This is a genomic window from Nocardia gipuzkoensis, assembly GCF_021183645.1.
Classification (GTDB): domain Bacteria; phylum Actinomycetota; class Actinomycetes; order Mycobacteriales; family Mycobacteriaceae; genus Nocardia; species Nocardia abscessus.
Genome location: NZ_CP089225.1, coordinates 3,385,014 through 3,411,937 on the forward strand (window position 1 = coordinate 3,385,014; position 26,924 = coordinate 3,411,937).

Consider the following 26,924-nt stretch of genomic DNA (forward strand, 5'->3'; position numbering starts at 1 on the left):
ACGAATCCCCCGCCGCCCACGTTATGAGTGAATGACCGTGCTGTCGCCGGTCGGCAATAGGGTGGACTGGCGGCGGCGGCATCTCCCGCCAACTAGAGTGGAGGCGGGGGCCGCAACCCCCGGGCTTCATGGCAGGCTGACGCCCACGGTTGTTGTACACAGCACACTGCGGCGTCTGTTGCCAGAATGTCGGAGCAGGAGAGTGAGGGAGCGATGTTCGAGAGGTTCACCGACCGCGCGAGGCGTGTCGTCGTCCTGGCCCAGGAAGAGGCCCGGATGCTCAACCACAACTACATCGGCACCGAGCACATCCTGCTGGGGCTGATTCACGAGGGTGAGGGCGTCGCGGCCAAGTCGCTGGAGTCGCTCGGCATTTCGCTGGAAGGCGTGCGCAGCCAGGTGGAGGAGATCATCGGCCAGGGCCAGCAGGCCCCGTCCGGTCACATCCCGTTCACCCCGCGCGCCAAGAAGGTGCTGGAGCTGAGCCTTCGCGAGGCGCTGCAGCTCGGCCACAACTACATCGGCACCGAGCACATCCTGCTCGGCCTCATCCGTGAGGGCGAGGGCGTGGCGGCGCAGGTGCTGGTGAAGCTGGGCGCCGATCTCAACCGTGTGCGCCAGCAGGTCATCCAGCTGCTGTCCGGGTACCAGGGCAAGGAGCCGGTGGAGTCCGGTTCGCGCGGCGAGGCGGGCACCCCGTCCACCTCGCTGGTGCTCGACCAGTTCGGCCGCAACCTGACCCAGGCCGCGCTGGAGGGCAAGCTCGACCCGGTCATCGGCCGCTCGAAGGAGATCGAGCGCGTCATGCAGGTGCTCAGCCGCCGCACCAAGAACAACCCGGTGCTGATCGGCGAGCCCGGCGTCGGCAAGACCGCCGTCGTCGAGGGCCTCGCGCAGGCCATCGTCAACGGCGAGGTCCCGGAGACGCTGAAGGACAAGCAGCTCTACACCCTCGATCTGGGTTCCCTGGTCGCGGGCAGCCGCTACCGCGGTGACTTCGAAGAGCGCCTGAAGAAGGTGCTCAAGGAGATCAACACCCGCGGCGACATCATCCTGTTCATCGACGAGCTGCACACGCTCGTCGGTGCGGGTGCCGCCGAGGGCGCCATCGACGCGGCCTCGATCCTGAAGCCGAAGCTGGCCCGCGGCGAGCTGCAGACCATCGGCGCGACCACCCTCGACGAGTACCGCAAGTACATCGAGAAGGACGCCGCGCTCGAGCGCCGGTTCCAGCCGGTGCAGGTGGGCGAGCCCACCGTCGAGCACACCATCAACATCCTCAAGGGTCTGCGCGACCGCTACGAGGCCCACCACCGGGTCTCCATCACCGACGGCGCGCTGGTGGCGGCCGCCACCCTGGCCGACCGCTACATCAACGACCGGTTCCTGCCGGACAAGGCGATCGACCTGATCGACGAGGCGGGCGCCCGGATGCGCATCCGTCGCATGACCGCTCCGCCGGACCTGCGCGAGTTCGACGACAAGATCGCCGAGGCGCGCCGGGAGAAGGAGTCCGCGATCGACGCGCAGGACTTCGAGAAGGCCGCGCGGCTGCGCGACAAGGAGAAGCAGCTCGTCGCCAAGCGGGCCGAGCGGGAGAAGCAGTGGCGCTCGGGTGACCTGGACGTCGTGGCCGAGGTCGACGACGAGCAGATCGCCGAGGTGCTGGCGAACTGGACCGGTATCCCCGTGTTCAAGCTCACCGAGGAGGAGACCACCCGTCTGCTCCGCATGGAGGACGAGCTGCACAAGCGGATCATCGGCCAGGAGGACGCGGTCAAGGCCGTCTCCAAGGCCATCCGCCGCACCCGTGCCGGCTTGAAGGACCCGAAGCGTCCGTCCGGCTCGTTCATCTTCGCCGGTCCGTCCGGCGTGGGTAAGACCGAGCTGTCCAAGGCGCTGGCGAACTTCCTGTTCGGCGACGACGACGCGCTCATCCAGATCGACATGGGCGAGTTCCACGACCGCTTCACCGCCTCGCGGCTGTTCGGTGCCCCTCCGGGCTACGTCGGCTACGAGGAGGGCGGCCAGCTCACCGAGAAGGTGCGCCGCAAGCCGTTCTCGGTCGTGCTGTTCGACGAGATCGAGAAGGCCCACCAGGAGATCTACAACACCCTGTTGCAGGTGCTCGAGGACGGCCGTCTCACCGACGGCCAGGGCCGGACCGTGGACTTCAAGAACACGGTGCTGATCTTCACCTCGAACCTCGGTACCTCGGACATCTCGAAGGCCGTCGGCCTCGGCTTCACGCAGAGCAATGCCGAGGGCTCGAACTACGAGCGGATGAAGCTGAAGGTCAACGACGAGCTGAAGAAGCACTTCCGCCCCGAGTTCCTCAACCGCATCGACGACGTGATCGTCTTCCACCAGCTCACCACCGACCAGATCGTCGAGATGGTGGATCTGATGATCAACCGCGTCGCCACGCAGCTGAAGAACAAGGACATGGCGATCGAGCTCACTCAGAACGCCAAGAACCTGCTGGCCAAGCGCGGTTTCGACCCTGTGCTCGGTGCCCGGCCGCTGCGCCGCACCATCCAGCGCGAGATCGAGGACCAGCTGTCGGAGAAGATCCTCTTCGGCGAGATCGGCCCCGGTCAGACCATCGCGGTCGATGTCGAGGGCTGGGACGGCGAAGGCTCCGGCGAGGACGCCAAGTTCACCTTCACCGGTAAGGCGAAGCTGACCAAGGCGCAGACCGAAGAGAAGCCGGAAGTCGTGCTGACCGGCGCGACGGAAAGCTCCACCGAGGCCGCCTCGGGCGAGTAAGTCGCAACGCGAAAGCCCGTGCCCACCGGATGCCGGTGGGCACGGGCTTTTGTGCTTCTGCGGTGCGTCCGGACGCCGCCGTCGTAATGATCGGCACGGAACTCACGGTCTCGGGTCGAGTGAAAATGTTCATGCCGAAAAACTGCGCTGCGGGACATGCCGGAGGCATCGGTCGCGCGTCGTCACTGGGAATTCGCCTGGAGACGTACGCGCGAAGCTGCCACTCGGGAGATTAACCAGATAATTGCCGAGTGCCGTCAGGTTGCGAAATAAATGATTGCTGAAGAATTGCTATTGCCCTGATATCCAGCCGGGCGAACGACGTCTCGCCATGTCGTCGCGAGTATGGCGCCAGTCCGCTGTTGGTTACTGCCAGCCCGGGCGGACGAGCCCGGCTTCGTAGGCCATGACCACCAATTGGGTGCGGTCCCTGGCGTGCAGTTTGGTGAGAATGCGACTGACATGCGTGCGAGCGGTGGCCGGGCTCATATAGAGGCGCTCGCCGATCTCGGCGTTGGTGAGGCCCTCGGCGACCGAGGTCATCACTTCGCGCTCGCGGTCGGTGAGCTCGGTGAGGGTGGCCGGAGGCGGTGTTTTCGCGCGCGCGGAGAATTCCGCGATCAGTTTCCGGGTCACTCCGGGGGACAGCAGGGCATCACCAGCGGCGACCACGCGGACGGCACGCACCAGATCGGCCGGTTCGGTGTGCTTGACCAGGAATCCGGTCGCGCCGGAGCGGAGGGCCTCGAAGACGTACTCGTCGAGCTCGAACGTGGTCAGCACGACCACGCGGACACCGGCCAGCCGCGGGTCCTCGGCGATCATGCGGGTGGCGGCCAAGCCGTCCAGGATCGGCATGCGGATGTCCATGAGCACCACGTCGGGGCGCAGGCCACGGGTCATCCGCACGGCCTGCTCGCCGTTGTCCGCCTCGCCGACCACCTCGATGCCGTCCTGGGCATCCAGCAACGCGACGAAGCCGCCACGCACCAGCGCCTGGTCGTCGGCCACGAGAACCCGGATGTCACCGGGCGGCCCGGACGCCGTGCCCGTCCCGGCGGAGTCGTCGTCCATCGGGTCTCCTTTGCGGTCAGCCGGGTTGCGCGGTGCTGTCATCGCCGTGCGCGACCAGCCCGGGTGTTCGTCCGCTCGTCCGTGTCGGTGGACCGGCGCTGCGGCCCGGCCGCCGTTGAACGCGGCTCGTCGGGGCTCGCATCCGCGTTGTCCGAGGGTGGCGTTCGTGAGGCTTTGCTGTCGGCTGATGTCATGCCCGCCGCGGCCGATGCCGGTGTTCCGGGGGCCGAGGCGTCAGGGCTCCGTTTCGGCGTTACTGACGCAGCAGGGCCTTGGGGCAGCGTGCCCGCCGCGCCCTGGAGGTCCGTCTGTGCTGCCGTCGTGTTCTCGGAAAGCGTCCCCGCGGGCGTGGTTGCTCCTGGTTCGGGGGTTCGCGTGGGCAGCCGGGCAGCGACCCGGAATCCGCCGCTGGGGCGCGGACCCGCGGTGAGCGCGCCGCCGAGTGCGTGGGTGCGCTCGCGCATGCCGATGATGCCGTTGCCGCCGCTGGTGCCGGAGCGCGCGGCCGCACTGGCCGGCCGGGTGTTGTCGACGGTGATGTCGACCGAATCCGCCGTGTAGCGCACGGTCACCGTGGCATCCGCGCCGGGTGCGTGCCGCAGTACGTTGGTCAGCGACTCCTGGACGATCCGGGCCGCCGCCACGTCGATGACGCTGGGCAGCTGCTGCGGAGTGCCGAGTATCCGGGTGTTGACCGTCAATCCGGTGGCGCGGGGGCGCTGCAGAAGATCGTCCAAGTCGCCGATGCTCGGCGCGGGAGCGCGTGGGGCGGGTGGTGGCTCGGCCACGGCCTCGGCCGACTCCTCGGGGCGGTCGCCGTCGCTCGAAGTACGCTCGGCCGCAGCCGAATTGCGGGTGCGTGCGAAACGACGGGTCCGGCGCAGGCCGGTCTCCTCCGTGTCGGCGTCGTCCGTGGCCGGTTGCTCGTCGGCCGCGGCGGGGGCCGTGCCGGAGCGGATCGTGTGCAGCAGGGAATGCACCTCGGCGAGCGCGTCGCGGCTGGCGTTCTTGATCGCGGTGAGAGCCGTCTCGGCCTGTTCCGGGCGCTTGTCGAGCAGTTCCAGCGCGACCGAGGACTGCACGTTGATCATCGAGAGACTGTGTGCCAGCACGTCGTGCAGTTCACGCGCGATGGCGAGGCGCTCTTCGCTGGCCCGGCGCTCGCGCTGCGTTTCCTCGTCCCGGCGCGCGGCCTCGGCACGCTGCTTGCGCTCGACGAGCACGGCCTTGCGCTGCCGGATTCCTTCGGCCGCCAGCAGCAGCACGGCCAGCCACGCCATCAACGCGACGATCTGCCACAGGTCGGCGGGGCGGCCGAGCAGCGCGGGCAGCGGCCAGACCAGCGCCAGGTACCCGAGCGGAACGAGAGGATAGGTCCACCAGCGTGATCCGGCGCTCGCGGCGGTGAGGAAGGCGACGACCAGTGCGACGAAGATCGGCCCGTATCCGTAGCCGCGCACGAAATACGCCAGGCACACGGCGAGCACCACGATCAGCACGGGCACCGGCTGTACGCGCCGCCAGATCAGCGCCACCGGCCCGGCCAGCAGCAGCAGATAACCGAGGACGTCGAGGGAGTGCACCCCGGTCTGCCGCATGTTCGCGAAGGTGCCACCGACCAACTGCACCGCGGCCACGACGAGCGCGACCCCCCAGTCCCAGCCGACCGAACTTCGATCCGTCATCCCTGCCACCCGCACCCACGTAGCCTATGCGGCTCGGTCGTGATTCGACGTCCGCCTGGGAACGTATTTCGCGGGAATCGCCCCGATTCGGCTATTTGCCGGACGCCGCGCCTGGGGCAGGGCGGCCCGCCGCGCCCGCTTCCAGTGATCCGCCGTGGCAGCTCGTCTTGCTCCGCTGCGGCCGCGACAATGGCGGTGAGCTGTGGCGTTGTGAGCTGTGGGCCGGGTTGTGAGCCTGCCCCTGAATCGTCGGCATCGGACTGGGGGCCGTCGTCCTCGCTACGTATGCCGAATATCGCTCGGCGGCGGATGTCCGCATGGGGTTGTCGGCGGATTCTCGGTGCATGACAGATTCGATCGTGGTCACCCGAGGGTTGACCAAACGCTACGGCGAGCACACCGCTGTCGACGGCGTGAGCATGAGCGTCGCGGCCGGCGAGATCTACGGGTTCCTCGGTCCGAACGGCGCGGGCAAGACCACCACCCTGCGCATGCTGGCCGGGCTGATCCGTCCGAGCCGAGGCACCGCCACGATCGCGGGGCATCGGCCGGGCGATCCCGCGGTGGTTCGCCGGATCGGCGTGCTCATCGAGGGTCCTGGCTTCTACCCCTACCTTTCCGGCCGGGACAACCTGCGCGTGCTCGCGCGGTATCGGGGGCTGGGACGGCCGGAGGTCGAGGAGGCGCTCGCCCGGGTCGGACTCGTGGGGCGGGCCGACGACAAGTTCCGCACGTACTCGCTGGGGATGAAACAGCGGCTCGGCGTGGGCGCCGCGCTGCTGGGCAGTCCCGATCTGCTCATCCTGGACGAGCCGACCAACGGCCTGGACCCGGGCGGGATGGCCGAGATGCGGGAACTGATCACCGCTCTGGCCGCCGAGGGCCACACCGTGCTGCTGTCGAGCCACCTGCTCGGCGAGGTACAGGAGATCTGCGATCGGGTCGGCGTGATCTCGCAGGGCAGGCTGCTCACCCAAGCGACGGTCGCGCAGTTGCGCGGGGGCTCGTCGCTGGTGGTGCGGGCCGAGCCGCTCGAGGTCGCCTTGCCCGCGGTGCGCGGGCTGGTCGGTGCGCGTTCGGCGCTGCTGACCGGGAGCGGCATCCGGATCGAGTCGGACACCGTCACCGCGCCCGCCGTGGCACGTGCGGTCGTGGCTTCGGGCGCGGACCTGCTGGAGCTGCGGGTCGACGAGAAGTCCCTGGAGGAAGTGTTCTTCGAGATGACGCGATGGGAGACCGCGCGATGAACGGTAGGGCACTGCGCGACCTGGTCGCAAGCACGAAAGCCGAAATGCTGCGGCTGCGCAAGTGGCCCGCGTTCTGGATCATCCTCGGCACGTGGATTCTGATGAATCTGACATTCGCCTACTTGTTCAACTATCTTGCCTACACCTCCGGCGAATCGGGACGGATGTCCAACGGACTGCCGCGCGAGGCGCTGCTGCGGCAGATGTTGCCCCCTGCGGTCCCCGAAGTTTTCACGCAGGGCATGGCCATGTTCGGCGGCGCGCTGATGCTCATCCTCGGCGCACTCACCGTCGGTAGCGGGTACGGCTGGGGGACCTGGAAGACGGTGTTCACCCAGGGGCCCTCCCGGGTGCGGGCGGTCGCCGGGGTGGTGGTGAGCCTCGCGGTCGTGGTGGTGGGGCTGGTGTGCGCGGCATTCGTCGTGGATGTCTCGATCGCGGTGCTGATCGCGGCGTCCCAGTCGCAGGCGGTCACGCTACCGGCACTGGACCGGTCCCTGCTCGGAATCCTGACCGGCACAGCGATTCTCGGTATGTGGACGCTGGCGGGCGCGCTGATCGGCGCGATCGCGCGCGGCCCCGCGCTCGCGGTGGGGCTCGGCCTGGTCTGGGTGCTGGTGGTGGAGAACCTGCTGCGCGGCGTCGCCGGAATCTTCGCGCCGATCCGGGCGATCGCCGATCACCTGCCCGGCACCGCGGCGGGGTCACTGGCGGGGGCGATGCGCACGGTGGACGGTCCCGCCACGCCGGGTGTGCTGGACGTGCTTCCGCGGACCGAATCGCTGGTCGTGCTGGCGGCCTACCTGGTGGTGTTCGCGAGCGGCACGATCTGGCTGATGCGCAAACGCGATCTGGTGTGAATCACGAGGGGTAACCGTTGGTGAGCTTTGCTCGCCAACGGTTTTCGCGGGAGTGGACCGGTTTCACCCGGCGCCGAGCACGGTTTCGGCGATCGAGCGTAGTGCGCCGGTGATCTGCTGAGAGGACAGCCCGCGCCGGCGTTGCTGCCGATAGACCTCGGCGGCCAGCGGTGCGAGGAGCGGATCGACCATGGCGTCCGGCTCACGAATCCCGGCTGCCACCAATAGCGCTCGCACATGGGCGTACCAGAACCCGTAGGCGCCGGTCGCGAAGCGCGCTCCGCCTGTTTCGGCGCCGAGGACCAGATGCGCGTGCGCGTCCAGCAATTCGACCATCGCGGCGTAGAAGGCCGCCAGTCTTTGCGCGGGTGCGGCGCCGGGGCCGAGGGGCGGCGGGCCGGACAGCAGTTTCTCTTGCAGCGCCCGTTCGTGTTCGTCCAAGAGGGCCACCGCGACCGCGGTGGTGTCCGGATAGCGCCGATACAGGGTGCCGCGGCCGACGCCCGCGGCCTTGGCGATGTCGTCCATCGTCACCGTGCGGGGTTCCCGGGTGGCGAACAGCTCCGCTGCGGCGGCGAGCACCTTCGCCCGGTTGCGGGCCGCGTCCGCGCGTTCCGCGGGGGCCGCCGACGGGCTCGGCCCGGTACCGGCGAGCAGGTCGGATCGGGGTTCCATGCCGTGACTGTAGCCGAACGCGGAACAAGTGGACAAGATGTCCACTTGTGCTCTACCGTCGAGGAAGGAATCGGACACATTGTCCAGTTATTCGGAGGTTTGATCATGAGCACGTTGTTGCATCTCGACGCGAGCGCTCGGCGCCAATCGATCAGCAGGGAATTGAGCGCCGCTTTCGCCGACGCATGGCGCACGCGGCATCCCGGCGGCGGTTACCGCTACCGCGACCTCGCGGCCGAGCCGGTGCCGTTCATCGCAGCGGCGTGGACCGAGCTGTGCGACGCCGTGCTCGCCCTCCCGAGCACGGACCTGGAGCGGCTCGGCGACCTGGTGCGGACCCCGGCGCAGGCCGCCGCGTGGGGCATCGTCGAGCCGCTGCTGTCGGAGCTGCTCTCGGCGGACGTGATCCTGATCGGCACGCCGATGTACAACTACTCCGTACCGGCCGCGCTGAAGGCGTGGCTGGACCAGGTGACCTTCCCGCGAATGACGCTGGGGCACCGGAGATTCGTCGTGACGAGCGCCCGCGGCGGCGCTTACTCGCCGGGAGCGCCCAAAGCGGCCTACGACTACCAAGAGCGCTTCCTCCGCGACTTCTTCGCGGGCCATTTCGCCGTGTCCGACACCGTTTTCGTGCACGCGGAGCTAGCCAATTCCCGCCAGGACCCGGCGCTCGCGCACCGGCGTGCCGAGCACGACGCGTCCTACGCCGACGCTCTGGAGACCGTTCGCGCGCTGGCCGGGGAGTACTGAGATGAGCTGGGTGGTGCTCGTCGTGGCAGGTCTCGTGGAGATCGTCTGGTCGCAGAGCATCAAGCCGACCGAGAATTTCACCCGCCTGGTCCCGACGCTGGTCTGCTTCGTTTTTGGGGCCACCGCCGTGTACCTGCTGTCGCGCGCCATGCAGACCTTGCCGGTCGGCACCGCCTACGCGGTGTTCACCGGCATCGGCGCACTCGGCGCGATCACCCTCGGGATCGTCGTCAACCGGGATCCTCTCAGCGCGGGCCGGGTGCTGGCGCTCGCGTTGATCCTCGGCGGCATCGTGCTGGCCAGGATCACGAATCCGGAGTAAGCGGCCGCCTCGCCGTTCCGACGGATTCGCTTGGCGCGTGGGCAGTTTACCGCCGAGCCGCCCAGTCCGTGTGGTCGGCGCGCCGCCGCGAACGCGATCGGCGAACAGGTGGGCCGGGGCGAGTCGGCCGGGGTAGGTTCGTGCTGAATCGTCAAACGAGCATCGGCGAAAGGACCGTGATGCCCACACGTACCGCGCGTACCGCTTGGACCGGCACCCTGCAGGAGGGGTCGGGCCAGGTCGAACTGGCCAGTTCGGGGGTCGGTAAGTACGACGTGTCGTTCCCCAAGCGTTCCGCCGCGGAGGCCGACGGCACCACCAGCCCGGAGGAACTGATCGCGGCCGCGCACTCCTCCTGCTACGCGATGGCGCTCTCGGCGCAGATCGGCAACGCGGGCGGCACCCCGGAGAGCCTCGACGTCACCGCCGACGTGACCCTCGGCCCCGATCCGGCGGGCGGTTTCCGGATCACCGGGATCGAACTGACCGTCCGTGGTCGCGTGTCGGGTATCGACGCCGACGCGTTCCAGGCCGCCGCCGAGGCCGCGAAGGCGGGATGCCCGGTCAGCAAGGCCCTCGCGGGCGTCAACCACATCAGCCTGGACGCGGCTCTCGCCTGATTCGCCTCCGCGCTTCGTGCCCCGCACCGCGATAGGTGCGGGGCACGAAGCGCGGGTGCCCGGCGTCAGCGTTTGCGGAAGTGACGGCGGGCGGTGCTGGTGTAGAGAGCGGGGACGGCGATCAGCACGGCGATGACGTGGACCGTGCGCAGGGCGGCCGGCAGCAGGGACGCCGCGGACGCGTCCCGGAAGAGGTCGCGCAGTTCGTCGGCGGACATGGCCGCGGCGAGTGGCTCGATGGTCAGTGACAACAGCCCGAATACGCCGATGCCGACGGTGATCAGCAGACGGGCCCAGCGGTCGCCGTAGGTCAGGCGTACCGCGACGGCCAGCACCAGAAGGTAGATCGCCGCGCGCGTACCCAATCCGGCTGCGAGGCTCGCCGCGTCGGACTCGGGGAAAGCGAGAACGGCCCGCACTACCCCCTCGGCGGCCCCCGCGAGCAAAGCGACGACCAGAGCGATGAATGCGGCGCGTACGGCGCGCGGTGGTTCAGCGGGGTGGACACGCAGCGGTGCGGGCCAGACGGAAAGGGCGGTGCCGGTCATGGGACCGACACTGCCTCAGCTCGTCTCGACGCGAATCACCCCGCGGTAGCAGCCGCCGCCGGTACCGGGGTATCGGTGCGCGTGGCGTGCTCGGTGAGCGCCGCGAAGCCGAGGGCCAGGCAGGCCCACAGCGTCGCGGTCTCGGCCAGGGACGCCACTCGGAACTGCCACAGCAGGGTGGCCGGGAAGTCCGCGCTCACCTCGTTCACGCCGGGCAGCAGGATGTAACCGAGCGCGGTGACCAGCACGAATGCCGCGACGCCACCGGCCAGCCGGAACGTGGGAGGCTGAGCGCGCAGCGCGGTGAACACCGCCACCGCCGCGCCGACCGCCACGAGACCGAGTGCGACGGCTGCCAGCCACAGCAGGGTGCGCTCGTTGATGGTGTCCGGATCACCCACGGCGGGCGGGTTCGCCGGGTACTTGAAGAACGGCACCGCGACGATCGCGGCCCATCCTGCCGCGCCCAGCGTCAGCGCGAGCCGTGGCCCGGACAGGGTGGTGTAGCGCCGCGCGAAATGCGCGACCGAGGCGTAGATGGCGCCGAGCGCGAGCCCGGCCAGGCCGAGCGCGAGGAACTGCCCGAACTTCTGGCCGCCGCGGCTCACCAGCGGTTCTTCCTCGTCACCGTGGGTATGCCCGCCCGGGGATTCGGCGTGCTCGCCGTGCGTGTGCTCGGCGGCGGAGCCCGCTTCCTCGATGGCGATGGCGGCGTCCACCTTGGGTTCGCCGACGAAGTAACCGACTGTGGCGGCCAGCAGTCCGGCGATGAGGCCGGCCAGCAGGCCGCGCAACAGCAGTGTGCGGAGCGAACCGATCAGTGGCACGGAAGCCCCAGCAGGTGGCGTCCGTCGTGCATCAGCTCGTGCAGGTACATCCCGCTGCGCGAGATGACGCCCTGGTCGAAGCCGACCAGGTACAGCGTGAGCAGTGCGAGAAGAACGACACCTACCGTGACGAGCACGGTGGCCAGGGAATCGGTCGCCCGGCTGGGTGTATGCGCGATGGCCATTCGAGTCCTCCTTGGGATGCGCGTCCCATCGGGTGGTGGCGCGACGGTGCCGGTGTCTGGCTTTCCGGCACCGGACTCGGTGCGTGGAACACAGTGGCGCGACCGCTCCGGAATCTCACCGGAATTACCGCATCACCCTCGCGTTTGTCCTTCGAACTGTGACACCCGCATGCCACCGGCGTCAACCAGGTCCGGCACGGGCGTACCACGGCGTCGGGCGAGTCGCCGGGCAGGCGGACCTACCCGGCGGCGGGTAGTCGACTCAGTTCGCGGGTTTGGCGTCGACGTCGAGCACGACCTCGAACTCGAGCAGGGACGCACCCGTCGAGACCGGCTTCTGGCGCTCGCCCGCGTGCGCCTCACGCGCGGGCCCGTCCCGCCACGCCGCGAAGGACTCTTCCGAATCCCACTGGGTGACAACGAAGTACCGGTTCTCTCCGGCGACCGGGCGGAGCAGTTGGAAGCCGAGGAAGCCGGGGGAGCCCTCGACTGCGTGCGCACGGTGGGCGAACCGCTTCTCCAATTCGGGGCCCGCGCCCTCGGGAACCTCGATCGCGTTGATCTTCACAACAGCCATGCATCCAAGCTAGCGGCTGATGCCGAGCGGGTGCTCGGTGCCTCGTATTGTCGGACCGATGTTGCACGACGAAGGCGGAGCAGGCGCGCCGATCCTGCTGCTGCACGGATTGATGGGCAGCGCGCGCACCTGGCGTGATCAGCTGGACTGGCTGCGCGAGCACGGCCACGTCTACACCTTCGACGCCGCGGGCCACGGCAGGCCGGCGCCCGCGGAATTGACCACCGAGGCGTTCGTCGACGACCTCGCCGCGGCCACCGCCCCGATCGGCGCGCCGATGGTGGTGATCGGACATTCGATGGGCGGGCTGCACGGCTGGGTATTCGCCGCGACCCACTCAGATCGGGTCCGGGCACTGGTGATCGAGGACATCGCGCCGGACTTCACCGGCCGCACCGCCGCGCACTGGGCGGCGATGATCGAGGCGTGGCCGCAGCCATTTCCGGACGACGATGCCGTGCTTTCCTTCTTCGGGCCGGTCGCCGGGCGGTACTTCCTGAACTCCTTCGAGCGCGGTCCGGAGGGATACCGGCTGCACGGCTCGGTCGCCACCTTCCGCGATATCTCCGAGGAGTGGGGGACGCGCGACTTCTGGCGGCACTGGCACGCGGTGCGGGTTCCCGCGCTGTTGCTGGAGGGCGAGCACAGCATCACCCCACCGGGGCAGATGCGGCAGATGGCCGCCGCGCATCCGGGCGCCGAATACGTCCTGGTCCCCGGTGCGGGCCATCTCGTGCACGACGACCAACCGGAGCGCTACCGGGCCGAGGTCGAGCGCTTCCTACGGCGCGTGCTCGGTAAGTAGGGGTCGAGCAGCCCCGCCGCGCGGTTCGGCGGCCGAACCGCTGTCGCGTCCGGCGCGGGCCGGTTCTCCGCTGTTCTCCCCGAGGTTGCCGCCCTCGCCCGCCAGGGCGAACAAGCCGTCGGGCGTCTGTTCGATCAGGCCGTCCACCAGCAACGAGTGCAGGGCGCGGTCGCGCTGGCCCGGGTCGCGGGTCCAGGCCAGATCCAGCCGCATCCGCTCCACCGGGCCGGTGGCGTGGCGCAGGACGTCCAACAGGCGACCGCGTGCTTGCCGGTCGGTGCCCTCGTACTTCTGGGTGCGGCGGACCACCTCGCTCACCGGCCTGCCCGCGGTGACCCACGCGCAACTCGGCAGCGGGCAGCGCGAGCAATCGGGAGTGCGGGCGGTGCACACGGTCGCGCCGAGTTCCATCAGCGCGGCGGAGAACACCGCGGCGCGGTCGACCTGGTGGGGGAGCAGCGCTTCGGTGTCGGGGAGGTCCCGCGACGAAGGGTTGCCCGCTTCCGCTCGGCCGTGCACGGCCCTGGCAACCACTCGGCGGACGTTGGTATCCACCACCGGAACTCGTTGGCCGTATGCGAAACAGGCGACGGCGCGCGCGGTGTAGGCCCCGATGCCGGGCAGCCCGAGCAGCACGTCCACGTCGGCCGGGACTTCGTCGCCGTGCTCGGCCGCCAGCATCCTGGCGCACTCGTGCAGCCGCAGCGCGCGGCGTGGATAGCCGAGTTTGCCCCAGGCACGCAGCACTTCGGCCTGCGAGGAGGCGGCCATCGCCGAGGGGACCGGCCAGCGCGCCACCCACTCCCGCCAGATCGGTTCGACCCGCACGACCGGGGTCTGCTGCAACATGATCTCGCTCATCAAGATCTGCCACGCGGTGACGCCCGGTCGGCGCCAGGGCAGATCGCGCGCCGTCTCCCCGTACCAGTCCAGCAACGTGTCCGCGTCGATGCCCTTCGGCACGCCGTTCCGCACTGCCCTCACTATCCTCGTCCTACTGCCGCCAGGCGGTATTTGCCCACCTGTAACCAACCGAACTCGCTGGTAGCGCAATCGTTGTGCACAATGGTCGGTATGCCGGATTCCAACCCGATCAGTGCCTGGAAGTCCTTGCGTGAAGGCAACGAGCGCTTCGTCAGCGGTGCGCTGCTGCATCCTAGCCAGGGTGCCGCGGACCGGGCCAAGCTCGTCAGTGGCCAGCATCCGCAAGCGATCTTGTTCGGTTGCGGCGACTCGAGGGTCGCCGCCGAATTGATCTTCGACCAGGGCCTCGGCGACATGTTCGTGGTGCGTACCGCGGGCCATGTGGTCGACAGCTCGGTCCTCGGCTCGATCGAGTACGGGGTGCAGGTGCTCAACGTACCGCTCATCGTAGTGCTCGGCCACGACAGCTGCGGAGCCGTGAAGGCCACCATCGACGCGCTGGACGGCGGCGAGGTCCCGGGCGGGTTCATTCGCAGCGTGGTCGAGCGGGTCACGCCGTCCATTCTGATCGGACGGCGTGAGGGCCTGTCCACCGTCGACGAGATGGAGGCCAGGCACGTGGTGGAGACCAGCCGCCTGCTCATGCAGCGGTCGATGATCATCTCGCAGCGGGTCGCGACCGGCGAGTGCGCCATCGCGTGTGTGACCTACAAGCTGGCCGAGGGCAAAGTGCAGTTGCACCGGGTCGTCGGCAATATCGGCGAGCTGGCCTGAGCCGGGGGCGCGCCCCCGGTTTGCCCAGCGTGTCGGCGGAATGTACTCGCCGCCGACGGGGGCGGGCAGCCGACACGCCGTGCCCCTGAGACGATGTGCACGAGCGTGCCCTTACCGTTGAGTCGTGCTGGAACCGAATGGACCGCTGCCACCGGAGATCTATTGGCGTCGCCGCGCGTTCGCCATCGGAGTTCTGGTGGTCGCGCTGGCGCTGGTGATCTGGGTGGTGCTCGCGATCGCGCGCGGCGGCGGCGACTCGCCCGGTGACGCCAAGACCGCCGGGTCCAGTTCGGTTGTCGCCAAGCCCGCCGACGCGGCGGCCAAGCCCTCGGGCGAGTCCGGCGCGCCGAAGTCCTCCGCGGCGGCCACCAGCGCCGCGGCGGCGGGCCCATGCCCGGACCAGTCGCTGGCGATCAAGGTGACCGTGGAGCAGCCCACCTACAAGACCGGCGAGCAGCCGGTGTTCGGGATCGTCATCACCAACATCTCGGGGGTGGCGTGCACCCGCGACATGGGCTCGGGCCTGCAACAGGTTTCGGTGCACACGCTCGACGGCCAGCGGCGGCTGTGGTCGAGCACCGACTGCTACCCGGACGGCCAGCCCGACGTCCGGACGATGAGTCGCGGTGAGCAGGCGGCCTTCACGGTGACCTGGTCGGGCACCACGTCCCAGCCCAACTGCGCGGGCGAACGCGTTCAGGTGCCACCGGGGCCGTACAGCGTGATAGCGCAACTCGGTTCCGTACGAAGCATGGCCGAGCCGTTCAATATCGCCTGAGAGGCGTTGGTCGGTGTGGGCGCGTGGAGCGTTTGTAGCCGGGACACGGTACGCGCTGCTTGGTGTGGAGGTCGATGAGCGCGGGGGCTGGTCGGGATCACGCTGCCCAGTGAGTGTGGCGGCTGGTGTCGAGATCAGCCGGCGGCCTCTTCGGGGGCAGCGCGGAGTTTGCGCAGGCCCGCCATGCGGATGGCGGAGCGGAGATCGGTGACCTCGTGGATCTTCATGGTGCCGCGCACCGGCGTGAGGCCGGGCGGCACCAGGGCGGTGGTGAAGCCGAGGCGTTCGGCTTCGGCCAGTCGGCGGTTGAGGCCGGTCACCTTGCGGACCTCGCCCGCGAGTCCGACCTCGCCGAGGATCACCCAGCCGGGCGGGATCGGCACGTCGGACTCGGCGCTGGCGATGGCCAGCGCGATGGCCAGGTCGGCGGACGGCTCGACCAGGCGCATACCGCCGACCGTCGCGGCGTAGACGTCGCTCTTGCCGAGGAACACCCGGCCGCGGCTCTGCAGGACGGCCAGCACCATGGCGACCCGGTTGTAGTCCAGTCCGCTCACGGCGCGGCGCGGCTGCGGGATCTCCGTCTTCACGGTCAGGCCCTGCACCTCGCCGACCAGCGGTCGCTTGCCGTCCATGGCGACGGTCACCGCCGTGCCGGGCACCGAATCGGTCCGGTGGTGCAGGAACAGGCCGGACGGGTCGTCCACACAGGCGATGCCGTCCTCGTGCAGCTCGAAGCAGCCCACCTCGTCGGCGCTGCCGAAGCGGTTCTTGATGCCGCGCACCATGCGCAGAGTCGAATTCTTGTCGCCCTCGAACTGCAGCACCACGTCGACCAGATGTTCGAGCGTGCGCGGGCCCGCGACATTGCCGTCCTTGGTCACGTGCCCGACCAGCAGCACCGCGATCCCGCTCGCCTTCGCCAGCGACGTCAGCGCGGCGGTGACCTCGCGTACCTGGGTGACGCCGCCGATTACGCCGTCCACCTCCGGGGCGTGCATGGTCTGCACCGAGTCGACCACCAGCAGCGTCGGCCGTACCTGCTCGACATGCCCGAGCACGATCGACAGATCCGATTCCGCCGCCAGGTATACCCGGTCGTGCACCGCGCCGGTGCGATCGGCGCGCAGCCGGACCTGCCCTGCCGACTCCTCCGCGGTGACGTACAGCGACTTCTCCTCGCGCTGGGCGGCCCAGCGATGCGCCACCTCGAGCAGCAGCGTCGACTTGCCCACCCCCGGCTCGCCGGACAGCAACACCACCGAGCCGGGCACCACCCCGCCGCCGAGCACCCGATCCAGCTCGCTGACGCCGGTCGGCCGCGCTTTGGTGATCTTGGAGTCGATCTGCGAAATCGGCGCGGCCGCGGTGCTGGGCAACATCGCCTTCCGCCCGGGGGAACCGATCGCGCCCGCCCCCGCGACTACCTCGTCGACCGTGCCCCAGGCTCCGCACTCAGGGCACTTGCCCACCCATTTGGCGACTTCGTGCGAACAAGCGGAGCACCGGAAAGTCGGCTTGGTCTTTGCCACAGGGGCACCATACGCACCAACCCCGACAGTGTCTGATTTCCAGCGCCTGTGTCTGATTTGCCGCGACTTCATCGCGGCGTGGACGCGAGCCGGGCCGCGAACGGCGGATGCTCGGTCTCGCTTCGCTCGAAACCGGTGGTCGGGCCGGTGTGGGCGCGTAGGGCGGGGACTGTGCGGCTCGAGTTGTGCCGTTGCAGCGCCGCCTTGCGCAGTGCGCGGCTCGGGTTGCCGACGTTCGACACGCCCTTGCGGGGTGTGGACGTATGCGGATCTCGAATACGCAGTGCTACGGCGCTTCGTGTCGACCAGGGTTCAGTGGCCGCCGCTGCCGTGCTCGGCTTCGCCCGGGCCCGCGTGGGCGCGTAAGGCGGTAACCGTGCGGCTCGAGTTGTGCCGTTGCAGCGCCGCCTTGCGCACAGCGCGGCTCGGGTTGCCGCTGGTCGACGCGCCTTGCGAGGGTGCGGGCTTATCGGGATCTCGACGCAGCGCTACGGCACTGTGAGTCGACCGCGGTTCAGTGGCCGCCGCTGCCGTGGGCGCCGCTGCCGTGTTCGGCTTCGGCCGGGCCGGACTTGTCGGACTCGTGGCGCTCGGTGTGCAGGCCCGCGTCGACCGGGACCTGGACCTGGACGGTGCCGTTCTGCTTGAAGTTGAACGAGATGTTGTAGGTCAGGCCCGGGGTGATGTCCTTGGCCAGGCCGGTGATCTCGATCTGGATCGGCTTCGCCTCGGGATCGGCGGCGGGCTGGGCGCCGTGCTCGCCCGCGCCGTGCGAATCGGCCGTGGTGGTCGGTGCGGCGGTGCGCGGCGCGGAGGTGGTCGCTCCCGCGCCGGTGGTCGGCGCCGCGCTGGTGGTGGTCGGCGCGGCCTCGCGCTTGACCGGCTGGCTCGCCGCGACCACGGTCTGCTGCGGAGCGAGCTCGACGACGGACTTGCCGGAGGCCGGGGTGAGCTTGACGGTGCCGAGGTCGGTGGTGATGCTGGTCAGCTCGTCGGAGACGGACTCGCTGTTGTTGATGATGGACAGCGCGATGAGCGCCTTGCCACCCTTCGCGTTGTTGTATCCGGCGCCCTCGTTCGGATACACGATGTGCACGTTGCGCAGCGCGATGCGGCCGACGTCGGCGTGATTGCCGTTCACCGCGGCGACCTGGTCCGCGGTCTGCGAGATCTGGCCCGCGCCGCAGCCGGACAGAACAATCGCCGCTCCGGCGGCGAGTGCGGCAACCGTCACCATGCGACGTCGCGCCCCCTTCGGAGCGGTCACAGCTTTCAGGGCAGTCACGGGTTGTCCCTCCATGTCGACCGGGCTCTGCTCCGCGCGGGAGCGTAGTAACTAGGCAGCGTAGTAGTTCCCTCGGCAGGCCGGGCGCGGGGGCCGTGCCAACGCGGCTGCCGGGGCGTCGTGCGCCCGTGCTTGCCGGAGCGCGGCGGTGGGGAGGGGAACCGGTGCGTCCGGGCCGACACACGCGTGTCGGTAACGGTTCGGTGGAGCTTCGAAGGTTGCCGAGAGCGTGCCGCGCCGCGGGAGGGGAACGGCGCCGATCGAGCCGGGAGATAACTCGTTCTGGCACAACGTAATGCACACCGCCTGGCATCTGTCAAGCCCCGGGGTCGCCTCGTTGTGGCCCTGACCTGCACAGTTGATCGCGCCGTTATCGAGTCGCATGTTAAACTGTGAACATCGAAAGGGGCACGGGACACATGATTTTTAAGGTCGGAGACACCGTCGTTTACCCCCACCACGGAGCGGCGCTGATCGAAGCAATCGAGACTCGCACCATCAAGGGTGAGCAAAAAGAGTATCTGGTCCTGAAGGTCGCCCAAGGCGATCTCACTGTTCGGGTTCCCGCGGAGAACGCCGAATACGTCGGCGTGCGTGACGTCGTGGGTCAGGAGGGTCTCGATCGGGTCTTCCAGGTGCTTCGCGCGCCGCATACGGAGGAGCCGACCAACTGGTCCCGCCGCTACAAGGCCAACCTCGAGAAGCTCGCTTCCGGCGATGTGAACAAGGTGGCCGAGGTCGTCCGCGATCTGTGGCGCCGGGAACAGGACCGCGGCCTGTCCGCGGGCGAGAAGCGCATGCTCGCCAAGGCTCGGCAGATTCTTGTCGGTGAGCTCGCGCTGGCCGAAGGCACCGATGACGGCAAGGCTGAGACCCTGCTCGATGAGGTCCTCGCAGCGGCTTCCTGACCGTGAATACACCTGACAACGGTGTCCGTTCCACCGACGGACCCGTCGTTGCTCTGGTGCCTGCCGCCGGCCGTGGCGTGCGTCTGGGTGAATCGACACCCAAGGCGTTCGTCACGGTCGGCGGCACGCCCATGGTCCGGCTCGCCGTCGAAGGCTTGATCGCCTCGGGTGCGGTCGACCGGATCATCGTGATGGTTCCCACCGAACTGGTCGACAGCGCCGTTGCCCTGCTGCCGCCCTCGGATTCGGTGCACGTGGTCGTCGGCGGCGCCGAACGCATCGACTCGGTGCGAGCGGGTATCGCCGCCGCGCCCGACGCCGCCTACTTTCTGGTGCACGACGCCGCCCGCGCCCTCACGCCGCCCGCGCTCATCGCCCGGGTCGCGGCGGAACTGCGCGCGGGCCGTCCCGCCGTGGTTCCGGGTCTTCCGGTGGCCGACACCATCAAGTCCATCGACACGGCGGGCGTGGTGACCGGCACTCCCGACCGCGCGCGGCTGCGCGCCATCCAGACGCCGCAGGGTTTCGCGGCCGAGCTGCTGCGCTCCGCCTACGCGACCGAGGGCGTCCAGGCAACCGATGACGCGGGTCTGGTCGAGCGGCTCGGCGTCGGAGTCCACACCATTCCCGGCGATCCGCTGGCTTTCAAGATCACCACTCCGCTCGACCTCCGGCTCGCCGACGCGGTACTCGACGGCGCGGGCATCGCACGAGCGGTGGCGCCGTGACCATGCGCGTCGGCATCGGCAGTGACGTCCATCCGATCGAAGCGGGCCGGCCCTGCTGGATGGCCGGTCTCCTGTTCGACGGCGACGACGGCTGCGCAGGCCACTCGGACGGCGACGTCGCCGCGCACGCGCTGTGCGACGCGCTGCTGTCCGCGGCCGGTCTCGGCGATGTCGGCGCGGTGTTCGGCACCGGACGCCCCGAATGGGCGGGTGTCTCCGGCGCGGCCATGCTGAAGGAAGTGCGCAGGCTGCTGGGCGAGGCGGGCTTCGAAGTGGTCAACGCGGCGGTGCAGGTGATCGGCAACCGCCCCAAGATCGGGCCCCGGCGCGCCGAGGCGCAACAGGTGCTCGGCGAGCTGCTCGCCGCTCCCGTGTCGGTGTCCGGCACCACCACCGACGGCCTGGGGCTGACCGGTCGCGGCGAGGGTGTCGCCGCCGTGGCGACGGCCCTGCTGCAAGCCTGTCGTTGATCCTGCTCCGGCGGACCCGAGCCGGTCCGTGAACGACCTTATACACCAGCTAGGATCGACTGCCGTGACGCTGCGCCTCTTTGACACCGACACGCGGACCGTGCGCGATTTCGCGCCCTTGGTCCCCGGCCGTGCCTCGGTGTACCTCTGTGGCGCCACCGTGCAGGGTGAGCCGCACATCGGCCATGTGCGCAGCGGAGTCGCGTTCGACGTGCTGCGACGCTGGTTGCTGGCGCACGACTTCGACGTCTGGTTCATCCGCAACGTCACCGATATCGAGGACAAGATCCTGACCAAGGCCGCCGAAGCGGGCAGGCCGTGGTGGGAGTGGGCCGCTACGCACGAGCGCGCCTTCGACCGTGCCTACGAAAAGCTCGGTGTGCTGCCGCCGTCCGCGGAGCCTCGCGCCACCGGCCACATCACCCAGATGGCCGACATGATGCAGCGGCTGATCGACCGCGGGCACGCCTACGCCTCGGCGGGCAACGTCTACTTCGACGTGGTCAGCTATCCCGACTACGGCAAGCTGTCCGGTCACAAGCTCGATGACGTGCACCAGGGTGAGAGCGCGGGCGAGGGCAAACGCGACCCGCGCGACTTCACCTTGTGGAAGGCGGCCAAGCCGGGCGAGCCGACCTGGCCGTCGCCGTGGGGGCCCGGCCGCCCCGGCTGGCACCTGGAGTGCTCCGCGATGGCCGAGTTCTACCTCGGTGCGGAGTTCGACATCCACTGCGGCGGTATGGATCTGGTGTTCCCGCACCACGAGAACGAGATCGCCCAGTCGAAGGCCGCCGGTGACGGCTTCGCCAGGTACTGGCTGCACAACGGCTGGGTGACCATGGGCGGGGAGAAGATGTCCAAGTCGCTGGGCAATGTGCTGTCGGTGCCGAACGTGCTGAAACAGGTACGTGCCGTCGAACTGCGGTTCTACCTGGGCAGCGCGCACTACCGCTCGATGCTGGAGTACTCGGAGAAGGCGCTGCACGACGCGGCGCAGTCCTACCAGCGCATCGAGGCGTTCGTGAATCGGGTGGTGGACCGGGCCGGTGAGATTCCGGTGGGCAAGTGGACCGACGCGTTCGCCGCCGCCCTCGACGACGATCTGGCGGTGCCGAAGGCGCTGGCGGAGATCCACCGCGCGGTGCACGAGGGTAACAAGGCGCTGGAGGTCGGCGCGATCGACTCCGCTCGCGATCTGGCGAGCCAGGTGCGCGCCATGCTCGGCATCCTCGGCGTCGATCCGCTGGACCCGCACTGGTACACCCCGAGTGATTCCTCCGCGGCGATCGGCGCTTTGGACGTGCTGGTGCGTGCGGAACTCGACCGCCGCCAGGAGGCGCGGGCCACGAAGGACTGGGCGACCGCCGACGGCGTGCGCGACCGCCTGCAGTCAGCGGGCATCGAGGTCACCGACACCGCCAACGGTCCCGAATGGGCACTCGGCGAACCGCAATCCGGAAAGGCCGAGTGATGGCAGGAAATTCGCAGCGCCGAGGTGCGGTCCGCAAGAGCGGTAGCAAGAAGGGCGCCGTGGTCGGCTCCGGCGGCAAGCGCAGGCGCGGGCTGGAAGGCCGCGGCGCGACCCCGCCCGCCGAGATGCGGACCAAGCATCCGGCGGCCAAGCGGGCGGCCGCGAAAACCAAGGCCGCGCAAGGCCGTGGCGCGGCCTCCCGGCCCGCGGGGCGCAAGACCGACGACGGTCCGGAGTTGGTGCTCGGGCGCAATCCGGTGATCGAGTGTCTGCGCGCGGGTGTGCCCGCGACGGCGCTGTACGTCGCGGTGGGCACCGAGAACGACGATCGGCTGACCGAGAGCGTGCGGCTCGCCGCCGATAAGGGCATCTCCATCCTGGAGGTTCCGCGCACCGACCTGGACCGGATGAGTGCCAACGGCTTGCACCAGGGCGTCGCCCTCCAGGTGCCGCCGTACCGCTACGCCCACCCGGACGACCTGCTCGACCGGGCGCGCGGTTCCGCGCAGCCCGCGCTGCTGGTCGCCCTGGACAACATCTCCGACCCGCGCAATCTCGGCGCGGTGGTTCGCTCCGTGGCGGCCTTCGGTGGACACGGCGTGCTGATCCCGCAGCGGCGCAGCGCGAGTGTCACGGCGGTTGCCTGGCGCACCAGTGCGGGCGCCGCCGCTCGGCTCCCGGTCGCCCGCGCGACGAATCTCACTCGCACGCTGAAGGATTGGGCGTCGCAGGGTGTTCAGATCGTCGGTTTGGACGCCGGTGGCGATACCTCCCTGGACGATTTCGACGGCCGTGAACCCACCGTGATCGTGGTCGGCTCGGAGGGCAAAGGGCTTTCCCGCCTGGTCCGGGAGTCCTGTGACGCGATCCTGTCGATCCCGATGGCGGGCCCGGTGGAATCGTTGAACGCGTCGGTCGCCGCCGGCGTCGTGCTCTCCGAAGTCGCCCGGCAACGACGCGCCTGAGGAGAGTTCGTCAGTCGGTATCGTCGTTCGCCGACCTCTGCGCAGGGCTTGCCGGTGCGGCGAACAATCCAGCGGCCAGGGAATCGGCGCGTAGCTGGGCATGGTCCGGCTGCTGCCGGGCGTCGCTCGCGGGACGGCGCCAGGGCGGCTTCAACCGGTCTGCGGTATCCAGGACGAATTCCTCGCCGACGCGACGTCGAGTGCTGTCGCGCCCGGCGATCTCGCGAATGGCAGCACGCGACAATGGATTTCGTAAGAACGTGAGTAACTCGGCGGATACGCCCGAAACCGGAGCATCACCAATCGCATGACCTGCCGCCGAATCTCGGCATTACCGACTCGTACGGTCTAAAGACCCGGAGAGGCGGCGCATCCCAGTAGAATTCGGCTGGTGGTGATACCCAATCAGCCCATCGGTCAGACGGTCGAGCATCCGAACGCGACTGCGGTGTTGTTCCTCGGCGCGGTGAGCGTCCTCTGCTGCGGGGTGCTGGGGCCGGTGGCGTGGGCGCTGGGGCGGCGCGCGCTCGACCAGATCGAGGAGTCCGGCGGCGCGTACAGTGGCCGTGCCCAGGTGATGGTCGGCTACATCCTCGGCGTCGTCGGCACCGTCCTGATGATCATCTTCGCGGTGCTGTTCGTGCTCATCCTGCTCGGCGGCAACGCTTGAGAGGCGAAGCGCCGCCGGACCGAATGGGCGGAGGTAACGTTCGGCCGTTGGGCGCCGGCGGCGGGATGGAGGTTCGTCCACAGCGCCGGGCCGTGTGGCACGCACAATAGGGCCGTAGTTCGGGCGGAGTCCGTCCACAGCGGCCCAGACGCGTCCGCCCTAGTCCAGACTGGGCCGTTCGCGATCCGCGCCGTCCCAGGCGGGCCATTCCGTGCTGACGCTGCCGGACCAGCTGGGTTGCCTGCGGTCCCGGAAGGCGGCCATGGCCTCGCCGCCGTCGATGCTCTTGGTCGCGTGCTGGTTCAGCTCCGATTCCAGCTGCCCGACCACCGTAGGAGTCATGCCGAGCCCTTCCCACAGCAGCCTCTTGGACAGCGCCACCGGGAGCGGGGCCGAACCGTTGGCGAGGTCGTGCGCGACGGCGAGCGCGGTCGGCAGCACCTCGCCCCCGGGTAGCGAGCTGTTGGCCAGGCCCATCGCCTTCGCCTCGTCGCCGTCGAACGTGCGCCCGGTCAGCATGATGTCGGCGGCGTTGGCCATGCCGACGAGCCGGGGTAGCGTCCAGTGCGCGTAGCCGTCGGCCAGGACGCCGCGACGGACCTGGTTCAGCCCGTAGACCGCGTCGCGCGCCATGTACCGCAGGTCGCATTGGAGGGCGAGCGCCAAGCCGATGCCGACGGCGTGGCCGTTCACCGCCGCGATCACCGGTTTGCGCACCCGCCACGGCGGAGGATCGATGGTGGCGCTGACCTCGCCGACTCGATTGGACAGATCCGCGCCCGCGCAGAACGCGGGCGGGGTGCCGGTGACGATCACGGCACGAATGGCGTCTTCCGCATCGCACCGCTGCAAGGCGGCGCCCAATTCGGCGGCCATCGTGGGGGTGAAGGCGTTCTGTTGCGCGGGCCGGTTGAGCGTGAGCACGGCGACGCCCCTGGAGACATCGACGTGCAGTTCCGAACTCATGCCACAGGATGTTAGCCGACGGAGGCGGACCTGACCTCGGGCCGAAAGTCCTCAGCTATCCGCGCAGCACCTTGCGCCCGATGGCGTACTTGTGTACCTCGGTCGGCCCGTCGTAGAGCCGGAAGGCCCGCATGTCCCGGAAGATCATCTCGACCACCGTCTCGTCGCTGATGCCGATGCCGCCGAGCACCTGTACGCACCGGTCGGCGACCTTGAACAGCTCCTCGGAGACGAACGACTTGGCGATCGAGCTCTCGTGCCGCGCCTTCTCGCCGTTGTCCATCAGCCAGCACGCGTGCCAGATGGTCAGCCTGCACTGGTGCAGTGCGATCTCGTTGTCCGCCAACATGAACGAAACGCCCTCGTGCTCGCCGATCGGCTTGCCGAACGCGGTGCGGGTGCGCGCGTGCTCGATCGCGATGCTCTGGGCCCGTTCGGCGGCGCCGAGCCAGCGCATGCAATGGGTCAGGCGGGCCGGGGCGAGCCGGAGCTGGGCGTAGCGCAGCGCTTGGCCCGCCTCGCCGAGCAGTGCTTCCCTGGGCAGGACCAGGTTGTCGAAGCGGACCACGCCGTGCCCGGCGACGTAGTTGCGGTCCATCGTGTTCATCGTGCGCTCGAGGACGATGCCGGGCTCGTCACCGTCGGCGAGGAACAGCGTGGGGCCCTCGGGCAGGTGCGGGTTGGCGGCAAGGCGCGCCATGATGATCCAGGTCTTCGCGCCGTTGGCGCCGGTGATCAGCCATTTCCGGCCGTTGATGGTGAAGTGCTCGCCGTCGAAGCTCGCCGCGGTGGACAGCTGGGCCGGGTCGGAGCCTGCCCCGTCCGGCTCGGTCATGGCGAAGACCGAGCGCTGGTGGCCCGCGATCACCGGGGCCAGGTAGCGCTGCACCTGGTCGGGGTCGGCCACCTTGGACAGCAGGAACATGTTGCCCTCGTCGGGCGCCGCGCAGTTCATCGCGACCGGGCCGAGCGTGGACCAGCCCGCCGCCTCGTAGATCACGGCCTGCTCGATGTGGGTCAGCCCGCGCCCGCCGAGCGATTCGGGCGCCTGCACGGTGAGCAGCTGCTCGGCGCGGGCGAGTTCGACGAGTTCCTGCCGCAGCTCGTCGGTCGGGCCGTGCGCGGTCAGGCGCGGGTCCCGCTCGTACGGCACGATCTTGTCGATGACGAAACGGCGGACTCGGTCGCGTTCGGCGGCGAGCTCGGCGGGAATCGCGAAATCGATCATCGTTGGTCACCATTCGTTCGGGGGCGCGATGCGTCGAGCTTACGAAAGCGTCCGGAAATGACTGAAGGCGGATGCCATCAAAGATGCCATCAGGTGGTGGTAGCGCCCTGAGCTGCGGCGATAACCACCGGATGCGGTGCCGTCGGCAAACCGGGCATCGTTGCGATCATCGGAACGAGTACCCCCGGGGAGCCGGTGAGCCCGACGAGGAGATCCCCGCCGTGATCGTGCGGGCCTCGGCATTCCTGCTGCGGCACGCGGAGCCGCCGTCGCAGAGACGCAACTGGGGTTCGACGCGGTGGCGACAAGACCGCAGCGACGGTCGCGACCATGCGAATCACCCACCCCGAGGCTCCACGGGCTCTGCAGGGCTGCGGAAGACCGTGCGGCGGGCCCTGAGCGGTCTCAGCGGGCGCGGGCGAGCCTGCGGTTACGGCTGCCCAGCAGGCGGCAGGCGAGGTAGATCAGGAACGAGATGGTGGTGACGAAGGTCGAGACGGGGACGCCCGGCGCCAGCGACAGCAGGATGCCACCGACCGCGGCGACTTCGGCGAACACCACGGCGAGGACGGTCGCCCGGATCGGGTCCGCGGTGAGCTGCGCCGCCGCTGCCGCCGGGGTGATCAGCAGGGCGAGAACCAGCAGCGCCCCGACGATCTGCACTCCGAACGCCGCCGTGATGCCCAGCAGCACAGCGAACACGATGGACAGCGCACGCACCGGAACCCCGCGCGCCACCGCCACCTCCGGATCGGAGCTGGCGAACAGCAGCGGCCGGTAGACGAACGCGAGCACCGCGATCACCCCGGCGGTGCAGACGGCGAGCAGGCCGAGGCCGTTGTTGCCGACGCTCACCACCTGGCCGGTCAGCAGGGAGAACTTCGATCCCGCACGGTCGGGGCCCAGCCACAGGAACAGCACCGAGAGACCCAGCCCGAACGAGAGCACCACCGCGATCACCGAATCGCGCTCGCGCGCCCGGGTACCGAGCAGGCCGAACAGCACCGCCGCGACCACCGACCCCGCGATGGCGCCGAGACCGACACCGACACCGGCCAGCAGCGCGGCGGCGGCCCCGGTCAGGGACAGTTCGCTGGTGCCGTGCACGGCGAAGGACATCTGCCTGCTGATGATCAGCGGGCCGATCACCCCGGACAGCAGTCCGAGCAGGGCCGCGGCGAGCAGCGCCTGCTGCACGAAGCCGTAGGACAGCAGGTTCGCCGTGGTGCCGAAGTCCAGCATCTTGCCGAGGACGCCGGAGAGCTTGTCGGTCACGAA

28 protein-coding genes are annotated in these 26,924 nt (G+C 69.4%); 15 read left to right on the top strand and 13 right to left on the bottom strand.

What is annotated here, in order from left to right; genetic code table 11:
- Window positions 1-213 precede the first annotated feature (213 nt).
- Window positions 214-2,769 carry an ATP-dependent Clp protease ATP-binding subunit gene (locus LTT66_RS15120; protein WP_181719060.1) on the top strand — a complete coding sequence of 852 codons (2,556 nt, stop codon included), beginning with the start codon at window positions 214-216 and terminating at the stop codon, window positions 2,767-2,769.
- Between the two features lie 366 nt (window positions 2,770-3,135).
- Here the strand turns inward: LTT66_RS15120 and LTT66_RS15125 are convergent, their stop codons facing one another.
- On the bottom strand, window positions 3,136-3,843 hold the full coding sequence (locus LTT66_RS15125) for a response regulator transcription factor (protein ID WP_233067867.1): 708 nt from the start codon (window positions 3,841-3,843) through the stop codon (window positions 3,136-3,138).
- A 38-nt stretch (window positions 3,844-3,881) separates the two neighbouring features.
- Window positions 3,882-5,528 carry a sensor histidine kinase gene (locus LTT66_RS15130; RefSeq protein ID WP_233067870.1) on the bottom strand — a complete coding sequence of 549 codons (1,647 nt, stop codon included), beginning with the start codon at window positions 5,526-5,528 and terminating at the stop codon, window positions 3,882-3,884.
- 344 nt (window positions 5,529-5,872) lie between these two features.
- Between LTT66_RS15130 and LTT66_RS15135 the strand changes: the two genes are divergently transcribed.
- Together LTT66_RS15135 and LTT66_RS15140 are read left to right on the top strand one after the other, a co-directional pair.
- Entirely contained in the window at window positions 5,873-6,775 is a 903-nt protein-coding gene (locus LTT66_RS15135) for an ABC transporter ATP-binding protein (protein WP_233067872.1), read from the top strand.
- Window positions 6,772-7,635: an ABC transporter permease gene (locus tag LTT66_RS15140; RefSeq protein ID WP_233067881.1), complete on the top strand. Its 864-nt coding sequence runs from the start codon at window positions 6,772-6,774 to the stop codon at window positions 7,633-7,635. The genes LTT66_RS15135 and LTT66_RS15140 overlap by 4 nt, the downstream gene beginning before the upstream one ends.
- A 63-nt stretch (window positions 7,636-7,698) precedes the next feature.
- On the opposite strand, the gene LTT66_RS15145 is transcribed toward LTT66_RS15140, so the two are convergent.
- On the bottom strand, window positions 7,699-8,310 hold the full coding sequence (locus tag LTT66_RS15145) for a TetR/AcrR family transcriptional regulator (protein WP_233067895.1): 612 nt from the start codon (window positions 8,308-8,310) through the stop codon (window positions 7,699-7,701).
- Between the two features lie 105 nt (window positions 8,311-8,415).
- On the opposite strand from LTT66_RS15145, the gene LTT66_RS15150 reads away from it, so the two are divergent.
- The 3 genes from LTT66_RS15150 (at window position 8,416) to LTT66_RS15160 (ending at window position 10,005) form a co-directional block, all read left to right on the top strand.
- Window positions 8,416-9,063 carry an FMN-dependent NADH-azoreductase gene (locus tag LTT66_RS15150; protein WP_233067898.1) on the top strand — a complete coding sequence of 216 codons (648 nt, stop codon included), beginning with the start codon at window positions 8,416-8,418 and terminating at the stop codon, window positions 9,061-9,063.
- A 1-nt stretch (window position 9,064) separates the two neighbouring features.
- On the top strand, window positions 9,065-9,385 hold the full coding sequence (locus LTT66_RS15155) for a DMT family transporter (RefSeq protein WP_233067901.1): 321 nt from the start codon (window positions 9,065-9,067) through the stop codon (window positions 9,383-9,385).
- 179 nt (window positions 9,386-9,564) lie between these two features.
- A complete protein-coding gene (locus LTT66_RS15160) occupies window positions 9,565-10,005 on the top strand; it encodes an OsmC family peroxiredoxin (protein WP_233067932.1) in 441 nt (146 codons plus the stop codon).
- Window positions 10,006-10,070: 65 nt separating this feature from the next.
- Here LTT66_RS15160 and LTT66_RS15165 read toward each other — a convergent pair whose 3' ends face one another.
- The 4 genes from LTT66_RS15165 to mhuD all read right to left on the bottom strand — a co-directional run bounded on the left by LTT66_RS15165 (window position 10,071) and on the right by mhuD (window position 12,142).
- Complete coding sequence (locus LTT66_RS15165) at window positions 10,071-10,553, bottom strand: hypothetical protein (RefSeq protein WP_233067935.1); 483 nt, start codon at window positions 10,551-10,553, stop codon at window positions 10,071-10,073.
- A 35-nt stretch (window positions 10,554-10,588) separates the two neighbouring features.
- The gene (locus LTT66_RS15170) at window positions 10,589-11,380 is read right to left on the bottom strand and encodes a CbtA family protein (protein ID WP_233067938.1); all 792 of its coding nucleotides are present in this window, start codon (window positions 11,378-11,380) and stop codon (window positions 10,589-10,591) included.
- Complete coding sequence (locus LTT66_RS15175) at window positions 11,371-11,565, bottom strand: CbtB domain-containing protein (RefSeq protein WP_043718599.1); 195 nt, start codon at window positions 11,563-11,565, stop codon at window positions 11,371-11,373. The genes LTT66_RS15170 and LTT66_RS15175 overlap by 10 nt, the downstream gene beginning before the upstream one ends.
- 262 nt (window positions 11,566-11,827) lie before the next feature.
- A complete protein-coding gene (gene mhuD, locus LTT66_RS15180) occupies window positions 11,828-12,142 on the bottom strand; it encodes a mycobilin-forming heme oxygenase MhuD (RefSeq protein ID WP_181719050.1) in 315 nt (104 codons plus the stop codon).
- A gap of 58 nt (window positions 12,143-12,200) precedes the next feature.
- Between mhuD and LTT66_RS15185 the strand changes: the two genes are divergently transcribed.
- On the top strand, window positions 12,201-12,947 hold the full coding sequence (locus LTT66_RS15185; protein ID WP_233067941.1) for an alpha/beta fold hydrolase: 747 nt from the start codon (window positions 12,201-12,203) through the stop codon (window positions 12,945-12,947).
- Here LTT66_RS15185 and LTT66_RS15190 read toward each other — a convergent pair.
- Entirely contained in the window at window positions 12,924-13,931 is a 1,008-nt protein-coding gene (locus LTT66_RS15190) for an HhH-GPD family protein (RefSeq protein ID WP_408638800.1), read from the bottom strand. The two genes, LTT66_RS15185 and LTT66_RS15190, sit on opposite strands and share 24 nt — an antisense overlap.
- A 90-nt stretch (window positions 13,932-14,021) precedes the next feature.
- Here LTT66_RS15190 and LTT66_RS15195 point away from each other — a divergent pair, with 90 nt between their 5' ends.
- Together LTT66_RS15195 and LTT66_RS15200 are read left to right on the top strand one after the other, a co-directional pair.
- Window positions 14,022-14,645: a carbonic anhydrase gene (locus tag LTT66_RS15195; protein ID WP_181719048.1), complete on the top strand. Its 624-nt coding sequence runs from the start codon at window positions 14,022-14,024 to the stop codon at window positions 14,643-14,645.
- A 124-nt stretch (window positions 14,646-14,769) separates the two neighbouring features.
- Window positions 14,770-15,423 (top strand): hypothetical protein, encoded by a 654-nt coding sequence (locus tag LTT66_RS15200; RefSeq protein ID WP_195066604.1) that lies wholly within the window; start codon window positions 14,770-14,772, stop codon window positions 15,421-15,423.
- 134 nt (window positions 15,424-15,557) lie between these two features.
- On the opposite strand, the gene radA is transcribed toward LTT66_RS15200, so the two are convergent.
- Window positions 15,558-16,955 (bottom strand): DNA repair protein RadA, encoded by a 1,398-nt coding sequence (gene radA, locus LTT66_RS15205; protein WP_233067970.1) that lies wholly within the window; start codon window positions 16,953-16,955, stop codon window positions 15,558-15,560.
- A 514-nt stretch (window positions 16,956-17,469) separates the two neighbouring features.
- The gene (locus LTT66_RS15210; protein ID WP_233067973.1) at window positions 17,470-18,222 is read right to left on the bottom strand and encodes a hypothetical protein; all 753 of its coding nucleotides are present in this window, start codon (window positions 18,220-18,222) and stop codon (window positions 17,470-17,472) included.
- 437 nt (window positions 18,223-18,659) lie between these two features.
- On the opposite strand from LTT66_RS15210, the gene carD reads away from it, so the two are divergent.
- The 6 genes from carD (at window position 18,660) to LTT66_RS15240 (ending at window position 23,452) form a co-directional block, all read left to right on the top strand.
- Entirely contained in the window at window positions 18,660-19,148 is a 489-nt protein-coding gene (carD, locus tag LTT66_RS15215; RefSeq protein WP_011206964.1) for an RNA polymerase-binding transcription factor CarD, read from the top strand.
- A gap of 2 nt (window positions 19,149-19,150) precedes the next feature.
- Window positions 19,151-19,876: a 2-C-methyl-D-erythritol 4-phosphate cytidylyltransferase gene (gene ispD / locus LTT66_RS15220; protein WP_233067976.1), complete on the top strand. Its 726-nt coding sequence runs from the start codon at window positions 19,151-19,153 to the stop codon at window positions 19,874-19,876.
- A 2-nt stretch (window positions 19,877-19,878) separates the two neighbouring features.
- On the top strand, window positions 19,879-20,346 hold the full coding sequence (gene ispF, locus LTT66_RS15225) for a 2-C-methyl-D-erythritol 2,4-cyclodiphosphate synthase (protein WP_043686080.1): 468 nt from the start codon (window positions 19,879-19,881) through the stop codon (window positions 20,344-20,346).
- Window positions 20,347-20,410: 64 nt separating this feature from the next.
- A complete protein-coding gene (gene cysS / locus LTT66_RS15230; protein ID WP_233067992.1) occupies window positions 20,411-21,817 on the top strand; it encodes a cysteine--tRNA ligase in 1,407 nt (468 codons plus the stop codon).
- On the top strand, window positions 21,817-22,782 hold the full coding sequence (gene rlmB, locus LTT66_RS15235) for a 23S rRNA (guanosine(2251)-2'-O)-methyltransferase RlmB (protein WP_195032008.1): 966 nt from the start codon (window positions 21,817-21,819) through the stop codon (window positions 22,780-22,782). Before cysS ends, rlmB begins: the two co-directional genes overlap by 1 nt.
- A 391-nt stretch (window positions 22,783-23,173) precedes the next feature.
- Complete coding sequence (locus LTT66_RS15240; RefSeq protein WP_195032007.1) at window positions 23,174-23,452, top strand: DUF4190 domain-containing protein; 279 nt, start codon at window positions 23,174-23,176, stop codon at window positions 23,450-23,452.
- A 159-nt stretch (window positions 23,453-23,611) separates the two neighbouring features.
- On the opposite strand, the gene LTT66_RS15245 is transcribed toward LTT66_RS15240, so the two are convergent.
- The 3 genes from LTT66_RS15245 to LTT66_RS15255 all read right to left on the bottom strand — a co-directional run bounded on the left by LTT66_RS15245 (window position 23,612) and on the right by LTT66_RS15255 (window position 26,921).
- Window positions 23,612-24,418: an enoyl-CoA hydratase/isomerase family protein gene (locus LTT66_RS15245; protein ID WP_181719041.1), complete on the bottom strand. Its 807-nt coding sequence runs from the start codon at window positions 24,416-24,418 to the stop codon at window positions 23,612-23,614.
- A gap of 55 nt (window positions 24,419-24,473) precedes the next feature.
- Window positions 24,474-25,646 carry an acyl-CoA dehydrogenase family protein gene (locus LTT66_RS15250; RefSeq protein ID WP_233068007.1) on the bottom strand — a complete coding sequence of 391 codons (1,173 nt, stop codon included), beginning with the start codon at window positions 25,644-25,646 and terminating at the stop codon, window positions 24,474-24,476.
- 405 nt (window positions 25,647-26,051) lie between these two features.
- Window positions 26,052-26,921: a metal ABC transporter permease gene (locus LTT66_RS15255; protein ID WP_181719039.1), complete on the bottom strand. Its 870-nt coding sequence runs from the start codon at window positions 26,919-26,921 to the stop codon at window positions 26,052-26,054.
- Between the last annotated feature and the right edge of the window lie 3 nt (window positions 26,922-26,924).

Bases quoted from the DNA above. Each gene is read 5' to 3' on its own strand.
- LTT66_RS15120 (WP_181719060.1), top strand. From the start codon at position 214: ATGTTCGAGAGGTTCACCGACCGCGCGAGGCGTGTCGTCGTCCTGGCC.
- LTT66_RS15125 (WP_233067867.1), bottom strand. From the start codon at position 3,843: ATGGACGACGACTCCGCCGGGACGGGCACGGCGTCCGGGCCGCCCGGT.
- LTT66_RS15130 (WP_233067870.1), bottom strand. From the start codon at position 5,528: ATGACGGATCGAAGTTCGGTCGGCTGGGACTGGGGGGTCGCGCTCGTC.
- LTT66_RS15135 (WP_233067872.1), top strand. From the start codon at position 5,873: ATGACAGATTCGATCGTGGTCACCCGAGGGTTGACCAAACGCTACGGC.
- LTT66_RS15140 (WP_233067881.1), top strand. From the start codon at position 6,772: ATGAACGGTAGGGCACTGCGCGACCTGGTCGCAAGCACGAAAGCCGAA.
- LTT66_RS15145 (WP_233067895.1), bottom strand. From the start codon at position 8,310: ATGGAACCCCGATCCGACCTGCTCGCCGGTACCGGGCCGAGCCCGTCG.
- LTT66_RS15150 (WP_233067898.1), top strand. From the start codon at position 8,416: ATGAGCACGTTGTTGCATCTCGACGCGAGCGCTCGGCGCCAATCGATC.
- LTT66_RS15155 (WP_233067901.1), top strand. From the start codon at position 9,065: ATGAGCTGGGTGGTGCTCGTCGTGGCAGGTCTCGTGGAGATCGTCTGG.
- LTT66_RS15160 (WP_233067932.1), top strand. From the start codon at position 9,565: ATGCCCACACGTACCGCGCGTACCGCTTGGACCGGCACCCTGCAGGAG.
- LTT66_RS15165 (WP_233067935.1), bottom strand. From the start codon at position 10,553: ATGACCGGCACCGCCCTTTCCGTCTGGCCCGCACCGCTGCGTGTCCAC.
- LTT66_RS15175 (WP_043718599.1), bottom strand. From the start codon at position 11,565: ATGGCCATCGCGCATACACCCAGCCGGGCGACCGATTCCCTGGCCACC.
- mhuD (WP_181719050.1), bottom strand. From the start codon at position 12,142: ATGGCTGTTGTGAAGATCAACGCGATCGAGGTTCCCGAGGGCGCGGGC.
- LTT66_RS15185 (WP_233067941.1), top strand. From the start codon at position 12,201: ATGTTGCACGACGAAGGCGGAGCAGGCGCGCCGATCCTGCTGCTGCAC.
- LTT66_RS15195 (WP_181719048.1), top strand. From the start codon at position 14,022: ATGCCGGATTCCAACCCGATCAGTGCCTGGAAGTCCTTGCGTGAAGGC.
- carD (WP_011206964.1), top strand. From the start codon at position 18,660: ATGATTTTTAAGGTCGGAGACACCGTCGTTTACCCCCACCACGGAGCG.
- ispF (WP_043686080.1), top strand. From the start codon at position 19,879: ATGCGCGTCGGCATCGGCAGTGACGTCCATCCGATCGAAGCGGGCCGG.
- rlmB (WP_195032008.1), top strand. From the start codon at position 21,817: ATGGCAGGAAATTCGCAGCGCCGAGGTGCGGTCCGCAAGAGCGGTAGC.
- LTT66_RS15245 (WP_181719041.1), bottom strand. From the start codon at position 24,418: ATGAGTTCGGAACTGCACGTCGATGTCTCCAGGGGCGTCGCCGTGCTC.
- LTT66_RS15250 (WP_233068007.1), bottom strand. From the start codon at position 25,646: ATGATCGATTTCGCGATTCCCGCCGAGCTCGCCGCCGAACGCGACCGA.